The 15687-nt window shown below is 57.7% G+C and carries 15 protein-coding genes and 1 tRNA gene; 7 read left to right on the plus strand and 9 right to left on the minus strand.

Features of this window, described 5'->3' with window-relative positions; genetic code table 11:
• Nucleotides 1-9 precede the first annotated feature (9 nt).
• The 4 genes from ACQUQP_RS05540 to ACQUQP_RS05555 are packed head-to-tail and all read left to right on the plus strand — an operon-like array spanning nt 10 to nt 4659.
• Nucleotides 10-867 (plus strand): sulfotransferase family protein, encoded by an 858-nt coding sequence (locus tag ACQUQP_RS05540; RefSeq protein WP_432697809.1) that lies wholly within the window; start codon nt 10-12, stop codon nt 865-867.
• Nucleotides 854-1480, plus strand: a complete 627-nt coding sequence (locus tag ACQUQP_RS05545; RefSeq protein ID WP_432697810.1) for a sugar transferase — start codon at nt 854-856, stop codon at nt 1478-1480. Before ACQUQP_RS05540 ends, ACQUQP_RS05545 begins: the two co-directional genes overlap by 14 nt.
• Nucleotides 1481-2677, plus strand: a complete 1197-nt coding sequence (locus tag ACQUQP_RS05550; RefSeq protein ID WP_432697811.1) for a DegT/DnrJ/EryC1/StrS family aminotransferase — start codon at nt 1481-1483, stop codon at nt 2675-2677.
• Nucleotides 2674-4659 carry a polysaccharide biosynthesis protein gene (locus tag ACQUQP_RS05555; protein ID WP_432697812.1) on the plus strand — a complete coding sequence of 662 codons (1986 nt, stop codon included), beginning with the start codon at nt 2674-2676 and terminating at the stop codon, nt 4657-4659. The genes ACQUQP_RS05550 and ACQUQP_RS05555 overlap by 4 nt, the downstream gene beginning before the upstream one ends.
• Nucleotides 4660-4713: 54 nt before the next feature.
• On the opposite strand, the gene ACQUQP_RS05560 is transcribed toward ACQUQP_RS05555, so the two are convergent.
• The 6 genes from ACQUQP_RS05560 to rpsU form a co-directional block, all read right to left on the minus strand.
• Nucleotides 4714-5784, minus strand: a complete 1071-nt coding sequence (locus ACQUQP_RS05560) for an LPS O-antigen chain length determinant protein WzzB (protein ID WP_432697813.1) — start codon at nt 5782-5784, stop codon at nt 4714-4716.
• Nucleotides 5785-6135: 351 nt separating this feature from the next.
• Nucleotides 6136-6212, minus strand: a tRNA-Ile gene (locus tag ACQUQP_RS05565).
• A 126-nt stretch (nt 6213-6338) separates the two neighbouring features.
• On the minus strand, nt 6339-8189 hold the full coding sequence (rpoD, locus tag ACQUQP_RS05570) for an RNA polymerase sigma factor RpoD (protein ID WP_432697814.1): 1851 nt from the start codon (nt 8187-8189) through the stop codon (nt 6339-6341).
• A gap of 280 nt (nt 8190-8469) precedes the next feature.
• Complete coding sequence (gene dnaG, locus ACQUQP_RS05575; RefSeq protein WP_432697815.1) at nt 8470-10392, minus strand: DNA primase; 1923 nt, start codon at nt 10390-10392, stop codon at nt 8470-8472.
• Nucleotides 10393-10428: 36 nt separating this feature from the next.
• Nucleotides 10429-10872: a GatB/YqeY domain-containing protein gene (locus ACQUQP_RS05580; protein ID WP_432697816.1), complete on the minus strand. Its 444-nt coding sequence runs from the start codon at nt 10870-10872 to the stop codon at nt 10429-10431.
• A 58-nt stretch (nt 10873-10930) separates the two neighbouring features.
• Nucleotides 10931-11146 (minus strand): 30S ribosomal protein S21, encoded by a 216-nt coding sequence (gene rpsU, locus ACQUQP_RS05585; protein WP_104003575.1) that lies wholly within the window; start codon nt 11144-11146, stop codon nt 10931-10933.
• A 321-nt stretch (nt 11147-11467) separates the two neighbouring features.
• Between rpsU and tsaD the strand changes: the two genes are divergently transcribed.
• Nucleotides 11468-12496, plus strand: a complete 1029-nt coding sequence (gene tsaD / locus ACQUQP_RS05590) for a tRNA (adenosine(37)-N6)-threonylcarbamoyltransferase complex transferase subunit TsaD (RefSeq protein WP_432697817.1) — start codon at nt 11468-11470, stop codon at nt 12494-12496.
• Nucleotides 12497-12699: 203 nt separating this feature from the next.
• Here the strand turns inward: tsaD and plsY are convergent, their stop codons facing one another.
• Nucleotides 12700-13290, minus strand: coding sequence for a glycerol-3-phosphate 1-O-acyltransferase PlsY (gene plsY / locus ACQUQP_RS05595; protein WP_432697818.1), 591 nt, complete (start codon nt 13288-13290; stop codon nt 12700-12702).
• Between the two features lie 53 nt (nt 13291-13343).
• On the opposite strand from plsY, the gene folB reads away from it, so the two are divergent.
• Entirely contained in the window at nt 13344-13700 is a 357-nt protein-coding gene (gene folB, locus ACQUQP_RS05600; protein ID WP_432697819.1) for a dihydroneopterin aldolase, read from the plus strand.
• Nucleotides 13700-14239 (plus strand): 2-amino-4-hydroxy-6-hydroxymethyldihydropteridine diphosphokinase, encoded by a 540-nt coding sequence (gene folK / locus ACQUQP_RS05605; RefSeq protein WP_432697820.1) that lies wholly within the window; start codon nt 13700-13702, stop codon nt 14237-14239. The genes folB and folK overlap by 1 nt, the downstream gene beginning before the upstream one ends.
• Here folK and ACQUQP_RS05610 read toward each other — a convergent pair.
• The gene (locus tag ACQUQP_RS05610) at nt 14236-15351 is read right to left on the minus strand and encodes a hypothetical protein (RefSeq protein WP_432697821.1); all 1116 of its coding nucleotides are present in this window, start codon (nt 15349-15351) and stop codon (nt 14236-14238) included. The genes folK and ACQUQP_RS05610 overlap by 4 nt on opposite strands.
• Nucleotides 15352-15353: 2 nt before the next feature.
• Nucleotides 15354-15671 carry a thiosulfate sulfurtransferase GlpE gene (gene glpE / locus ACQUQP_RS05615; RefSeq protein WP_432697822.1) on the minus strand — a complete coding sequence of 106 codons (318 nt, stop codon included), beginning with the start codon at nt 15669-15671 and terminating at the stop codon, nt 15354-15356.
• Between the last annotated feature and the right edge of the window lie 16 nt (nt 15672-15687).

Genomic DNA, 15687 nt, shown 5'->3' on the forward strand with positions numbered 1-15687 from the left:
GACGTTTGAGTGAGTCATAAGGATGTTATTATTGTTGGAGCCCCGCGCTCGGGCACCAACATGCTACGCGATGTTTTAACCTCTTTTGAGGGCATATCCACCTGGCCCTGTGATGAAATTAACTATATATGGCGCCATGGAAATGTTCGGTATCCTTCCGATGAGATACCCGCTGGCAACGCCTCACCATCGATTAAGAGCTACATACAACAGCGCTTCACTGATATTGCCAAAAAATACGATGCTGATGTTGTTGTCGAAAAGACCTGTGCCAACTCCCTGAGAGTGCCCTTTGTCGATGCAGTACTACCGAATGCCAAGTACATCTTCATCTATCGCGATGGGATTGATGCGATGGGCTCGGCAAGAGAGCGTTGGACGGCAGAGCTGGATATCCCCTACATATTGAAAAAGGTGCGGTTCGTGCCGAAGACAGACCTGCCTTATTACGCGTTCCGCTATTTATGGGCACGGGTTTACCGCTTGATATCGCGGGAGAAGCGCCTCGCCTTCTGGGGGCCAGCATTGGATGGTATGCAGGATATCCTGCAAAACCATACCTTGAATGAGGTGTGTGCCTTGCAGTGGCAGCGTTGTGTGGATAATGCGGAGCAAGCGTTCGCAGCCATGCCTGCAGATAAGGTGATCCGTGTTCGGTATGAAGACTTTGTGCGTGAGCCAGCGCGAGAGTTGGCCGCTCTTCTCAGGTTTATGGGGCAAGAGGTTGATGACGGCAAGATAGCCAAGGCGGTCGGAGGCGTCTCGTCACGCAGCCTGGGCAAGGGCCGCAAAGCTCTTGGGCAGCAGGAGGTCGCTCATCTCGAAGCGCTGGTAGGGGATACGTTAAAGCGTTATGACTACCTTTGATTCGTACTCGAATGGCTTGAGCCGCTGTCAGGCTATCCGCAAACGGCTATTTGATCTGCTTGTTTCAGCTGCGGGGTTGATTTTTCTCTGGTGGCTGATTCTTCTAGCCTGGATCGCTGCAAGCGTTGATACACGCTCCAACGGCTTTTTCATCCAGAAAAGAGTTGGGCGTAACGGCAAGGTTTTTAGTGTGGTGAAGATCAAGACCATGCGTCCGGTAGCATCTATCGATACAACGGTGACAACCAAAGGGGATCCCCGCATTACGCCCTTGGGTGCTTTCTACCGCCGTACCAAGATTGATGAACTGCCCCAGCTGTGGAACGTGTTACTTGGTCAGATGAGTTTTGTAGGACCAAGGCCTGATGTGCCAGGTTTTGCTGACAGGCTGCAAGGGGAAGAGCGGGCGATGTTGTCTGTTCGGCCTGGCATAACGGGGCCCGCGACATTGAAATACCGTGATGAAGAAGCATTGCTGGCCGCGCAAAAAGATCCAGAGGCCTACAATCGGGAGGTGATCTGGCCCGATAAGGTTAGGATCAATCTGGACTATATCCGTCACTGGTCGCTGCGTCGTGACCTTCACTATATTTTGAAAACGGTAGTGCACTAAATGTTGAACGGTCCTTTTTCACCTTGGCCCAGCTTTTCTGAAGAAGAGGGCGATGCCGTCAGGGATGTGCTGCTGAGTAACCGGGTTAATTACTGGACAGGTGAAGAGGGGAGGCAGTTCGAGCGTGAGTTCGCCGATTATTTCGGTTCGGAGTACGCGGTGACCGTTGCAAACGGCACGGTGGCATTGGATCTGGCCCTCAAGGTGCTCGGTATCGGCCAGGGTGATAGGGTAGATGAGGTAATTGTTACCTCCCGTACATTCATCGCCTCTGTGTCCAGTGTGGTGAACGCTGGTGCAGTGCCGGTATTCGCGGATGTGGACAGGGATAGCCAGAATATTACAGCCGAGACTATCGCTCAGGTTTTGACAACGCGGACACGTGCCATTGTTTGCGTGCATCTAGCAGGTTGGCCCTGTGATATGGATCCGATCATGGAGTTGGCGCGGGAGCATGGCCTGTATGTGATCGAGGATTGTGCCCAGGCGCACGGTGCCCTCTACAAGGGGCGAAGCGTTGGTTCAATCGGTCACATAGGCTGCTGGTCATTCTGTCAGGACAAGATTATGTCTACCGGCGGAGAGGGCGGCATGGTCACCACCAATGATAAGCAGCTGTGGCAGACGATGTGGGGATACAAGGATCACGGTAAAAGCTGGTCTGCTGTCTATGAACGTCAGCATCCGCCTGGTTTTCGCTGGTTGCATGAGTCTTTCGGTACTAACTGGCGCATGACTGAGATGCAGGCTGCTATCGGTAGGATCCAGCTAAGGCGGATGCCCGAATGGCACACTAGGCGTTTGACCAATGCGGAGAAGATCTGGGGAGCAGCCAGGCTGTTACCAGGACTCAGGGTGCCGGATATTCCAGCTACTATCGAGCATGCTGCGTATAAATGTTATCTCTTTCTGGATGCGCAGAAGTTTGCCGCTTATAACGATATCGGAGAAGTTCGAGATCGGATCATGAACGTGATGATCTCCCAGGGCATACCTTGTTTTTCTGGGTCCTGCTCTGAGGTGTATCTGGAAAAGGCATTCGACGATACGGGGTACCGTCCGAACTCGCCACTGCCCGTCGCTCATGAACTGGGTGAGACCAGTCTGATGTTCCTGGTTCATCCGACCTTGACGAATGTGGAGATTGACAAAACGATCAATGTTCTCAAACAGGTGATGGCTGAGGTAACAGAGTGATAGATGGTCTGCCGACAAACTCTGCCCATCACCGTGTTCTTACGCTGAACCGCACGGCCAAAAAGCTGATCATGGTGTTTGCGGATCTGGTCGCCTTGCCTTTGGCGTTGTGGTCCTCCTATGCATTGCGTCTTGCTGACTGGTGGCCGACCGATTTCCTGGCCGCCGGTTGGTGGCTGTTTCTTTTTACACCGCTGCTGGGTGTACTCATCTTTATCCGCTTGGGTCTCTACCGCGCCGTCGTTCACTTTATGGGTGCCCAGGCCATAGGAGCTGTCGCCAAGGGTGTGGTGCTGCTGGCAATAGGCATGTGGGCGGCGGCCTATCTTTCGCATATTGATCAGTTCCCGCGTTCAGTGCCGATCATCTTTGCGTTGGTGGCGCTGGTATACGTGGGCGGCAGCCGCCTGTTGGTGAGGAACTACTATCACTCTTTACAGCGGCACTATGCCAACAAATCGCCAGTACTGATCTACGGGGCAGGTAGTTCCGGCGTTCAGTTGGCCAGTTCCTTTGTCAGCGGCGGCGAGTTTGAGGCGGTGGGTTTTCTGGATGACGATAAGTCCCTTTGGAAGGGGAGTGTAGGGGGGATGCCGGTATACCCGCCTCAATCACTGGGGCAGTTGATTGATGAGCTTAAGATTTCCCATGTGCTGTTGGCGCTGCCATCGGTCAGTATCAAACAGCGGCGAAGGATACTGGAGCGGCTGGCAGAATATCCGGTTAGAATTAAAACGGTGCCGTCGATGATGGAGATTATCGGTGGTGCGGCGATGGACGCGCTGAGGGATGTGGATCCCGAAGATCTGCTGGGACGTGATTCGGTGCCGCCGAAGCCCGAGCTTATTGCGGGTAGCCTGAGGAACAAAACTGTTCTCGTCAGTGGTGCCGGTGGCTCTATTGGTTCGGAGATCTGTCGTCAGGCGCTGGTGAACAATCCTAAAGCGCTGATCCTCTATGAAGTGAGTGAATACGCACTCTATTCCATTGAGCAGGAACTCAGCTCGCTTATCAGTGATCAGGAGCTGGATATACCGCTCTATCCCGTGCTGGGTTCGGTTGCCGATGCTAACCGCGTTGCCAACACGCTGGATTACTTCAAGGTGGACACTATTTACCATGCAGCTGCCTATAAGCATGTGCCCCTGGTAGAGCACAATGTGCTGGAGGGTGTGCGCAACAATGTGCTGGGTACACGGGTGCTGGCGGAAAAGGCGCTGGAAGCCGGCGTCGAACGCTTTGTGCTGATATCCACTGACAAGGCTGTGCGGCCGACCAATGTAATGGGCGCAACCAAGCGAATGGCCGAGTTGATTCTGCAGGATCTGGCGGCGACTAATCCGGCAACCACCTTTTCCATGGTGCGCTTCGGTAATGTGCTGGGATCTTCTGGGTCTGTCGTGCCGCTGTTCCGGCGGCAGATCGAGACTGGCGGCCCGGTTACCGTCACCCATTCAGAGATTACCCGCTTCTTCATGACGATCCCGGAAGCCGCCTCGCTTGTGATTCAGGCTGGCACGATGGCCCAGGGGGGCGAGATTTTTGTTCTCGATATGGGCAGCCCTGTGCGCATCGTCGATCTGGCCCGCCGCATGATCAAACTGATGGGGCATGAGATCCGCAATGAAGCAACACCGGGCGGTGATATTGAAATCGTTTTTTCCGGGCTGCGTCCAGGGGAGAAACTGTACGAAGAGCTGCTGATTGGTGAGGACGTGGTCGGTACCGATCACCCGAAGATCATGCGTGCGCGGGAGGAGAAGCTTGCTGCAGACGACTTGGCGGACCTGCTGCTTGCCATGGAACAGGCACTGGCAGCGGGTAGCGGCGAAGAGGCCCGTACCCTGCTGCAGCAGGCGGTCAGTGGCTTTGTACCCTCATCGCCGATTGTCGATTGGTTGCATGTAGAGCGAGCAGTCAATGAGCCAGGCTCCAAATCAGCGGTCATTCTTCCCTTGGGAGCACGAGCGCCAAAAGCGTGATACATTGACGCCCATATCTGTTGCGGTTCTGCGTGGCTGGAATTCCCAACAGGCTCACGGCGCCTTTGGTTTACAGCGATTCCGGATCGCCATACGTACCAGTGCGATCATAATGCCCATCATCCCGCCTAAGACCGTTGCCAACGCAACGATCAACAGCTTCTTCGGTTTGATCGGTTTGTCATCTGGCAGAGCTTCAAGGTCCACACGTACAGGCTGAATACTCTCAGGATCCACCTTGAGCGCTTCAAGCAGGTTTTTCTGCAGCTCAAGGTTGGTCAGGTCAGGGATAAACGCTTCATTCTTGCGACGCTCGCTAATAGCTGCGATTTCTGCTTCCAATGCGTTAGAGCCCAGACGATACAGGCGGCGGATTTCATCAACCATCATGTTGCTCTGTTCGTCGATCACAGTATCTGTGCGCAGAGGCTCGGTCAGCTTAAGTGATTGGGCGATGCTGAGCGCTTCGGTCAGTTTGTTCAGCTCAGTGTCGATCTGAGACTGGTAAATCATACGACGGCTCTGGATATCCTGTTCCAGCTTATTAACGCGGGACTGGATCTCTTCACGCAGGTCGGCAGCAAGGTTTTCGCGGGATTGCTCTGCCGTGATGCGGACATATTCATTAGCCCATTGTGCAGCAGGTTGGGCAGCATCGGTTTTAACGCTGACGCTGGCGGTGTTGCCATCCTTTTTGGGTGGGCTGACGCTGATAGCCTCGTTAAACAGTTTCCAGGCTTCGACCGCGTTGCCATCGGTTTTCTCCAGGAAATGCTGCTGTACATCAGGCTGGTTAAACAGCGCCTGTCTGGCGGTATTGGACTGTAATGTCTGCAGAAAATAGTCGAAAACCGAACGAGTGGAGTAGTCGGCAGCGGACTCATCAACCAGCTTTAGCTTGTTGAGTTCTGCCATGTTTTTGCTGGATGGCGGCAGCAGATAGGCCGTGGATTGATAAGTTGGAGTGGCAAGCAGGGCATAGGCCGCACCGCAAGCCGCAACGATCAGCGTGACCAGAATAATGAGCAGCTTCTGCTTCCAGAGGTTTTCTATCAGTTCGAACAGGTCGATCTCATCATCTGCATAGGAGCGTTGCGGAGGGCTGTTATCGGCGGGTGACTGCATCGATATTCCTTTATAGATCGGGCCTGTATAGAGAGCGGCAGTATAACGTTACTTTCGGACTGAATCAGCAGTCTGAGGTTGATCGGTAGCCGTGACGCGATTGTCTGTCCGTGTTGGCAGGGTATTAACCCGATGAGCTCTCATCGCATATTCTGCCCGCTCAGCACATTGAATCACTCCAGGGACAATATCAATCTCGGTTGTTGCGGCGGAGGCGGCACGGGAAGAGCTTTATTGGCGGTAGAAACGGAAGAAAAGTCTTTAGTGTTTAGCGAATAGGCCGGCGCGGATATGAGGAATGCCGGAAGCGCTGATCCAATTGATTTGGGTTGCTTTGGGAACGGAAGGAGGTGGTGGGCCCAGCAGGACTTGAACCTGCGACCAATGGATTATGAGTCCACTGCTCTGACCAACTGAGCTATAGGCCCGTAAAGCGAGCGCCAATGATACCGGGGTGGTGTGGTCGGCGCAATATGTTGAATTGAAAGGGAAGCTGGTGTCGAGAATGATCGCGACGAGGGCGTCGCTCCTACTGGAGGACGCCCTGTGTCGTGTTACTCGTCCAGGAAGCTGCGCAGGTGATCGGAGCGGCTCGGGTGGCGCAGTTTGCGCAGGGCCTTGGCTTCGATCTGACGGATACGCTCACGGGTAACGTCGAACTGCTTGCCGACTTCCTCAAGGGTGTGATCGGTGTTCATGTCGATGCCGAAGCGCATGCGCAGAACCTTGGCTTCTCGGGCGGTAAGGCCGGAGAGTACGTCCTTGGTCGCTTCGCGCAGGCCTTCGCCGGTAGCAGTATCCACCGGTGAGTGCAGCGTGGTGTCTTCGATAAAGTCACCGAGGCTGGAGTCTTCATCGTCACCGATCGGTGTTTCCATGGAGATCGGCTCTTTGGCGATCTTCAGCACCTTGCGGATCTTGTCTTCCGGCATCTCCATACGCTCGGCCAGCTCTTCCGGCAGCGGCTCGCGGCCCATCTCCTGCAGCATCTGGCGGGAGATACGGTTGAGCTTGTTGATCGTTTCGATCATATGCACCGGAATACGGATGGTGCGTGCCTGGTCCGCGATGGAACGGGTGATCGCCTGACGAATCCACCAAGTCGCGTAGGTGGAGAACTTGTAGCCGCGACGGTATTCGAACTTGTCCACCGCTTTCATCAGACCGATGTTGCCTTCCTGGATCAGGTCCAGGAACTGCAGGCCGCGGTTGGTGTACTTCTTGGCGATAGAGATAACCAGACGCAGGTTGGCCTCGACCATCTCTTTCTTGGCGCGGCGGGCACGGGCTTCACCGATCGACATGCGACGGTTGACCTCTTTGATCTCCGCCAGGGAGATGCCCACTTCCTCTTCGATCTGGACCAGGCGACGCTGGGCGCGCTGGAGGTCGGAGAGGTTGTCTTCGATGTACGGCGCATAGCCGGCACCGGAGGCGATCAGCTCATCCGCCCAGGCCTGATTGGTTTCGTTGCCCGGGAACTTCTGGATGAAATCGCGGCGCGGCATGCGCGCACGCTGGGTGCAGATGCGCATGATGGTGCGCTCCTGCTGGCGGATACGGTCAATGTAGCCGCGTACACGCTCAACCAGGGCGTCGTAGAAGCGCGGCGAGAGCTTGATCGGGGAGAATACCCGGCCCAGTTCTGCCTGTGCTTCGGAGAGTTCCTTGGCGTCGTCGCCGAGTCGTGCGGCGTGGAAACGCTCTACCGCTTCCTGCACGGCGCCGAAGCGGATGCGGGCTTCCTCGGGATCCGGACCGCGCTCTTTTTCGTCGCTGTCGGAGTCGTCCTTGGAATCGTCGTCATCTTCGTCTTCATCATCATCGTCAGACTCTTCGTCATCGATGTCGTCGATCGGCGCCTCGGTCTCTTCTTCCGGAGCGTCGGAATCCGGATCGATGTAACCGCTGAAGATATCGCTCAGGCGTCCCTCTTCCTGAAGCACGGTGTTGTAGGCTTCAAGAATGGTGTCGACACTGCCGGGGAACTGGGAGAGGGCGATCATCACCTCGCGGATACCCTCCTCGATCCGCTTGGCGATATCGATCTCGCCTTCACGGGTCAGAAGTTCGACGGTACCCATCTCGCGCATGTACATACGCACGGGATCGGTGGTGCGACCTGCGTCGGACTCGACCGCAGCCAGAGCGGCAACGGCTTCGTCGTCTGCCTCTTCAGCAGAGTCGCCGCCGGTGAGCAGCAGGTCTTCGGCATCCGGTGCTTCTTCCGACACGGAGATACCCATGTCGTTGATCATACGGATGATGTCTTCGACCTGATCCGGATCGGCGATATCCTGGGGCAAGTGGTCGTTGACCTCAGCGTAAGTGAGGTAACCCTGCTCCTTGCCTCGGGCGATCAGTTCTTTTAGACGTGATTGCTGCTGTTGGGAGTTATCCGACATAGAACCCCTGTTTGAAGAGTAGATGCTGAAGATGTGACTGACGGCAGTGTAAAATCAAGCGCGACATTATAGCGTTTGAACGACTCTTTGGCCAGTTACTAAGCAATTGAGTTTACGCATTGCTCTGGGAAATTTGTGCTGAAGACAGTTAGATTTTAGAACAGATTTTCCGTTTTGCCCGGCGCTGCGGGCAACGCTGAATTGTGCTTCTCGCAGTGTGCGGGTCCGGTTTGCGCGCATCTGTGCCACGGGTGCCCGTAAGCGCTGCAGGTTGGGTGAATCAGTGGCCCTGCAGGCGTCCGGTCAGCAGTGATTGCAGTTGCTGCTTTTCTTCGTCGGTCAGTGGTGACTGGCGCTGCTTTTTCATCAGTTCGTCGATGCGGGCCTCGCTGTGGCGCCCGACCAGTCGCTGCATGGTTTCTCCGAGCAACTGGCTGGCGTCGATATTGCCCAGTACCGGCTCCAGGTGTGCGATCTCGTTCAGCAGCATCAGGTGCGCCTGGCGTGCCGGGTCTTCCTGCCAGTCCACCACCAGTGTGCCGAGGGAGGCGCCCGGGTTCTGCTGCAGGTAGGTGAGTAGCTCGATCAGCAGCTCGATATTGGGCTCCTGCAAGCCTTTAAGCACACTGGCTTCCGGCTGGGAAGTCGCAAGGTCAGGCTGGTGCAGCAGAATGGAGATGGCGCTGCTGACCAGGTTGATCTTCAGTGCCTTGTTGCCGGATTTTGGTCGGCTGCTGGTCGCGGGCGCAGGGATTGGGCCTGAGGCTTCCGGGCTGCTCGGGTACTGATCCGGGAAGTCCGGATACTCCGGCGGTGCGTAATCCCACTCACTGGCCGGTGGCGGCATCTCTTCGCGGCTGGGTCTTTCCGCTGGGGGTGGCGCTTCGGTGGCGCGGTGCAGGTCGATTACGCTGTTGAGCTGCTCCAGTGACAGGCCGGTGATCTCGCAGATGCGGTCCATCATCATCTGTTGCAGCAGGCTGGGTTGCATCGACTGGATCAGTGGTAGCGCCTGGTTGCTGAAGCGGGCGCGGCCATCCATGCTCGACAGATCGGCGTCTTCCGCCAGCGCCTTGAAGAAGAATTCGCTGAGCGGCAGCGCTTCGCTGACCCGCTGGGTAAACGCGGCTTCACCTTCCTTGCGCACCAGGGTATCCGGGTCTTCGCCCTCGGGCAGAAACAGGAAACGTGCCTGCTGACCATCCTTGATCACTGGAAGCGTGGTGTCGAGCGCTCGTTTGGCGGCCTTGCGGCCAGCGTTGTCGCCGTCGAAGCAGAAGATCACTTCGGGGACGATCTTGAACAGCCGTTCCAGGTGATGTTCGGTGGTCGCGGTGCCGAGCGTGGCCACAGACCAGGTGATGCCATGCTGCGCCAGGCTCACCACGTCCATATAGCCCTCGACGATCAGTAACCGGTTAAGGTCCCGGGTCTGCTGGCGGGCTTCATATAGACCGTAGAGTTCGCGCCCCTTGTGGAAGGTGTCGGTCTCCGGAGAGTTCAGGTACTTGGGCTTGTCGTCACCGAGTACCCGGCCGCCAAAGCCGATGGTACGGCCGCGCATATCGCGAATCGGGAACATGATGCGGTCGCGGAAGCGGTCGTAGTAACTGTCGCGCTCCTCATTGTGGATAAGCAGGCCGGCGCGTTCCAGCTGAGTCGGTGCATTTTCCAGAGAGGAGGACAGGTGGTTGAGCAGGTTTTCCCAGCCCGGCGGTGCATAGCCGATCTGGAAGCGGACGGCGATCTGTCCGGTGAGGCCGCGGTTTTTCAGGTAATCCACCGCTTTCTGGCGCTGTTCGCTGGTGCGCAGCTGTTGCTGATAGAAGCTGTTGGCCTGTTGCAGTACGGAAAACTGGCTCTTGATCTGCTTCTCGCGCGCCAGGTCCTGGGGGCGGTCGTTCTCGCGCGGCACTTCCATGCCGGCCAGGCGGGCGAGTTCTTCTACCGCTTCCGGAAAGCTGAGACGGTCGTGTTCCATGACAAAGCCGAGCGCATTGCCACCGGCGCCACAGCCGAAACAGTAATAGAACTGCTTGTCGGGGCTTACGGAAAACGACGGGGATTTTTCTTTGTGGAACGGGCAGAGGGCGGAGTAGTTCTTGCCGGCACGTTTGAGCTTGACGCGGCTGTCGACCACATCAACGATGTTGACGCGCGCGAGCAGGTCATCAATAAAATGCTGTGGAATTCGCCCTGCCATAGAACCTCGCTGTCGGTTGGCAGCGAGAGCTTAGTGTCAGAGCTTCGCTTTTACCAGTTTGGATACCTGGCCCATGTCGGCACGACCCTGGAGCTTGGGCTTGATGACACCCATTACTTTGCCCATGTCGGCCATTGAGCTTGCACCTGTATCGGCGATCGCCTGATCCAGGATGGCGTTGATCTCTTCGTCACTGAGAGGCTGCGGCAGGAAAGTTTGAATCACCTCCAGCTCCTGCTGCTCCTTGTCTGCCAGCTCCGGGCGCTCAGCCGCCAGGTACTGGGCAATCGAATCGCGGCGCTGCTTGACCATTTTGTCCAGCACCTGCAGTACCCGGGCATCGTCGAGCTCTATACGCTCGTCAACCTCGATGCGCTTGATATCAGCCAGGATCAGGCGAACCGTGGCCAGTCGCGCTTTATCTTTGGCGCGCATGGCGTCCTTCATCGCTGCGGAGATCTGCGCTTTGAGTTCAGACATTGGGCCGGATTCCTGTGTCGGGTATCGATTACAAGTAGTTGTTACTTAATACGGTCGATCAGTACAGGCGTACGCGACGAGCGTTTTCGCGAGATACTTTCTTGGCGTGACGCTTAACAGCAGCAGCTGCAGCACGCTTACGCTGAGTAGTGGGCTTTTCGTAAGCTTCACGACGACGAACTTCAGCCAGAATGCCGGCTTTTTCGCAGGAACGCTTGAAACGACGCAGAGCTACGTCGAACGGCTCGTTATCTTTAACTTTAACGCTAGGCATTTATCAGTCACCTTGTGCTTGGTTGTGGGTTTGAAAGTTACTCTCTTAGCTTAGCCCCAAAAGCTGCGCGTAGAGAATAAGGCGGCAAATTGTAGTCAGGCTGGTCGTCCCTGTAAAGAGATGGGATAATTCTGCGCGTCAAATAATTGGGGTGTTTCAGCCAATGCATTAAAGCCTCGTAGGAGGCACGCCCCCGTGCCGATTGGTTGCAACAGGCGGCCTGATAGCAGTTCGGTGGGTAATCGCGGCGAGGGCGCCGCTCCTACGGCGCGTTTGACGATGAAATGGCAGGTAATAAACAGGCTTAAAAAAGGCGAGAGAATGCGAGTACTGGGGATAGAAACCTCCTGTGATGAAACCGGTGTAGCGCTGTACGACAGTGAACAGGGCCTGCTTGGCGATGCGCTGTATTCGCAGGTGGCTATGCATGCCGAGTATGGCGGCGTGGTGCCGGAGCTGGCCTCCCGTGACCATGTGCGCAAACTGATACCCCTGATACGCGAAGTGATGGCAGAAGCCAAGCTGACCCTGTCCGATATTGATGCGATCGCCTACACCGCAGGACCAGGGCTGATCGGCGCATTGATGGTAGGGGCATCCACCGGACGCGCGCTGGCGCTTTCCCTCGGTGTGCCTGCCGTGTCGGTACACCATATGGAAGGACATCTGCTGGCGCCGATGCTGGAGGAAACCCCGCCTGAGTTTCCGTTCGTGGCCCTGCTGGTCTCCGGTGGTCATACCCAGCTGGTGCAGGTAGAGGGCATCGGCCGTTACAGCCTGCTGGGCGAATCCCTGGACGATGCCGCTGGCGAGGCGTTCGACAAGGCTGCCAAGATGCTGGGCCTGGATTACCCCGGTGGTCCGCTGGTGGCGAAGCTGGCGCAGAAGGGCGATCGCAGCCGCTTTACCTTCCCGCGTCCGATGACCGACCGTCCCGGTCTGGATTTCAGCTTTTCCGGTCTGAAAACCTTCACGCTCAACACCACCAATGCCCAGCGCGATGAAAATGGCTGTATCGACGACCAGACCATGGCCGATATCGCGGCAGCGTTCGAAGAGGCCGTGGTGGATACGTTGGCGATCAAGTGTCGCCGTGCGATTAAGCAGACCGGCTACCGTCAGCTGGTTATCGCCGGTGGCGTCAGCGCCAACGCCCGCCTGCGTGAAAAGCTGGAAGCGGTGATGAAGAAAGAGCGTGCCAAGCTGTTTTATGCCCGGCCCAAGTTCTGCACCGATAACGGCGCGATGATCGCTTATGCGGGTTGTCAGCGTCTGTTGGCGGGGCAGCACAGCGACCTGACGATCCTGGCACGGCCGCGCTGGCCGATGGATACGCTGCCGGCTATCTGAGCTGCGAAGTCGCATTCGCCGTTAACGGTGTCGCGGGTACCCGGGTTTGAGGCCGTTGCGCCGGCTAATATATGAGTGGTACGGGTTAGGGCGGGCTATCGCGACGGGTCGTCGCTCCTACGCCAGGGTTGCTCTTCGGTGCTGCAGTAGGATGCACCCACCCAAAGTGCATAAAAACCTCGCGCCGATTGCTTTTAAAGCTTTCAAAGCTTCGGCTCGTGGCGGCTGATCAGGTTGCGGATATTGCGCGCGTGGCGGCCGACCAGCAGCAGTGAGATCAGCGTCAGCGTGCCCAGCATCTCGGGCAGCAGAAACCAGGCATATAAAGGTGTCAGTAGCGCGGTCAGTACCGATGCCAACGACGAGATCCGCGTGGTTGCAAAGATCAGCAGCCAGCTGCCGATCTGGCTCAGCGCCAGCGGTGGGCTGAGTACCAGGCAGCCGCCCAGCGTGGTGGCAACGCCCTTACCGCCGTGGCGCATGCCCTGGATCGGGTAAAGATGGCCCAGCACCGCGGCCAGCGCACTGAGTGCCAGTGCCGGTCCGCTGAGTCCGGCCAGTAGGCCGGCGCCCACAGCGGCGGCGCCTTTGCTCAGGTCGCCCAGCAGGGTCAGCACCGCCGCTGTGGGGTTGCCGATACGCAGCACATTGGTGGCGCCGGGGTTACGTGAGCCTTGTTGACGGGGGTCGGCGATGCCCATAGAGTGGCACACCAGCACGGCGGTGGGCAGGGAGCCGAGAAGGTAACCCAGGCCGACGACCAGTGCAGCTGTCGATGTCAGGGGTTCCTGCATTCCTCAGAATTCTCCAGGTTAAGCTCTTTAGGTGGAGCTCTTCAGGTTGGGAAATGGATAAAGTTTACATTCGCGGCTTAGAGGTGCAAACGGTCATCGGTATCTATGACTGGGAGCGCAAGGCACCGCAAACGCTGATTATTGATCTCGAGATGGCCTGGAGTATCGCGGAAGCGGCCGCCAGTGACAATATCGACGCTGCGCTCAACTACAAGAGCGTTTCCCAGCGGGTGATCGCCCATGTGGAAGCCAGTCGCTGCCTGCTGATCGAAACCCTGGCCGAGGAGCTCGCCACCCTGGTGCGTGAAGAGTTCGGTGTACCCTGGCTCTGTCTTGAACTGAGCAAGCCCGGCGCCGTTGGCGAGGCGCGCACGGTTGGCGTAAAGATAGAGCGGGGCGAAGCGGCCTGATGACCGATGTCTATCTGGGGTTGGGGAGCAATCTCAACCGCCACGCCAATATCAGTGCGGCGCTCGATGCGCTGTCCGAAGCGTTCGGGGAGATCCGCGTCTCCCGGGTGTTCGAAAGCGAAGCGGTGGGCTGTACCGCATCGAACTATTTCAACCTGGCGGTGGCTGTTAAGACCGACCTGCCGCTGGCAGAGCTCTCATCCTGGCTGAAAAGGCTGGAAGACAGCTTTGGCCGCATCCGCCGGGGCAAGCCGGTGGAGCAGCCGCTGGATATCGATATCCTCATCTATGGCGATCGTGTCGGCAGTTTTGACGGTGTGCAACTGCCAAGAGCGGAGATCCTGCGTAACGCCTTTGTACTCTGGCCGCTGGCGGAGCTGGTGCCGGATGCGTTGCACCCCGCTGAGAAACAGACCTTCGCCCGCCTCTGGCAGGCCTACAGCAGTGATCAGCAGCTTTGGCCGATCCACTTCGACTGGCATGACCGGGCGATCTCGGTGCCGGACAATACCGGCTTCAGCGCTCAGCAGGGGGGTTAAGCCTCTGCGCAGATCGTCAGCTGGCGCCGTTCCAACTCCTGTCCAAGCTCTTTGCCTGAAAAACCTTCCGCCATCAGCTGGCGTGGTTCCAGTGCCCTCATCTGCTCCAGCAATCCATCCAAAGATGGCGCAACCGGCCCATCAGCCCCGTTCAATGCCTGAACGCATAGGCGCAGCTGCGCCAGACGCTCCGGACGGCGCAACAGATCCAGCTGTTTGATCAGCCTCAGTTTCTGTTCGGCCGCAAGCCTTTCGAAACGGCTCAGGCTCTCATGCCAGTGACACAGCTGCAGCGCCAGATCGCGGTAGCGGTTGGGGGCTCGCAGGCGCAGGCAGAGGTCGCGAATCTGCTGTTCGGCTCTGTCAGGCGCGCTGTTCCGGGTCGCCAGAGAGAGCAGCAGGGCGAACTGCTGTTCCGGGGTGCCGCTTGCATCGGTCAGTTGCCGGGTCGCGCTACAGGCCGTGTCCGTATCCAGTTCGCAGAGCTCCCGCAGCAGCTTTTTGCAGGCATGCGCGGCATTCAGTGTCTCGATAAACACGATTGGTGAGCGGGTGCCGAGCGCGCGCTCGAACTCCTGCCAGACACGCTCAGGTGTCAGGTGATCAAGCTCGTCGCTTTGGCTGATTTTCCGCATCAGCGCCAGGGTCTCGTCCGCAATCTGAAACCCCAGGTCGGCGAAGCGGGCGGCAAAGCGGGCGGTGCGCAGCACCCGCAGTGGATCTTCGCGGAACGCGGGGGAGACATGGCGCAGCAGGCGGGCGTCCAGATCCTGGCGGCCGCCGTAGGGATCTATCAGGCTGCCCTCGCTGTCCTCGGCGATGGCGTTGATGGTCAGGTCGCGCCGGCGCAGATCCTCTTCCAGGGTGACCTCGGGGCTGGCGAAAAACTCAAAGCCGGTGTAGCCCTTGCCGGACTTGCGTTCGGTGCGCGCCAGGGCGTACTCCTCGGCGCTGTCCGGATGCAGAAACACCGGGAAATCCTTCCCCACCGGCCTGAAGCCCGCGTCGATCATCTGCTCCGGGGTGGCGCCGACGACGACCCAGTCGCGATCCTTTACCCTGAGGCCGAGCAACCGGTCGCGAACGGCGCCTCCCACCAGGTAGACCTGCACCCTTAGCTCTCGCAGCGGTCCGGGAACGCCTGGTGCCAGGCTTCAAACCCGCCATCCAGGCTGTAAACCTCGTCGAAGCCCTGGTGCGACAGGAAACCGGCCGCAGACTGGCTGCTGATACCGTGGTAGCAGCAGACGATGACCGGCTTGTCCATATTAGCTGCGGCGATGTAGTCCTGCAGGTTGTCGTTGTTCAGGTTGAAGGCGTTGGTGATGCGGCGCGCCGAATAGCTCTGCCCGTCGCGTATATCGACAACGGCAGCGCCCTGGTCGATCAGGTCGGCCGCCTCGATAGGTGAAATGCAGCGGTATTGATCCATGGGTGGCTCTCCAAAA

Source organism: Marinobacterium sp. YM272, assembly GCF_050908845.1.
Lineage (GTDB): Bacteria > Pseudomonadota > Gammaproteobacteria > Pseudomonadales > Balneatricaceae > Marinobacterium_D.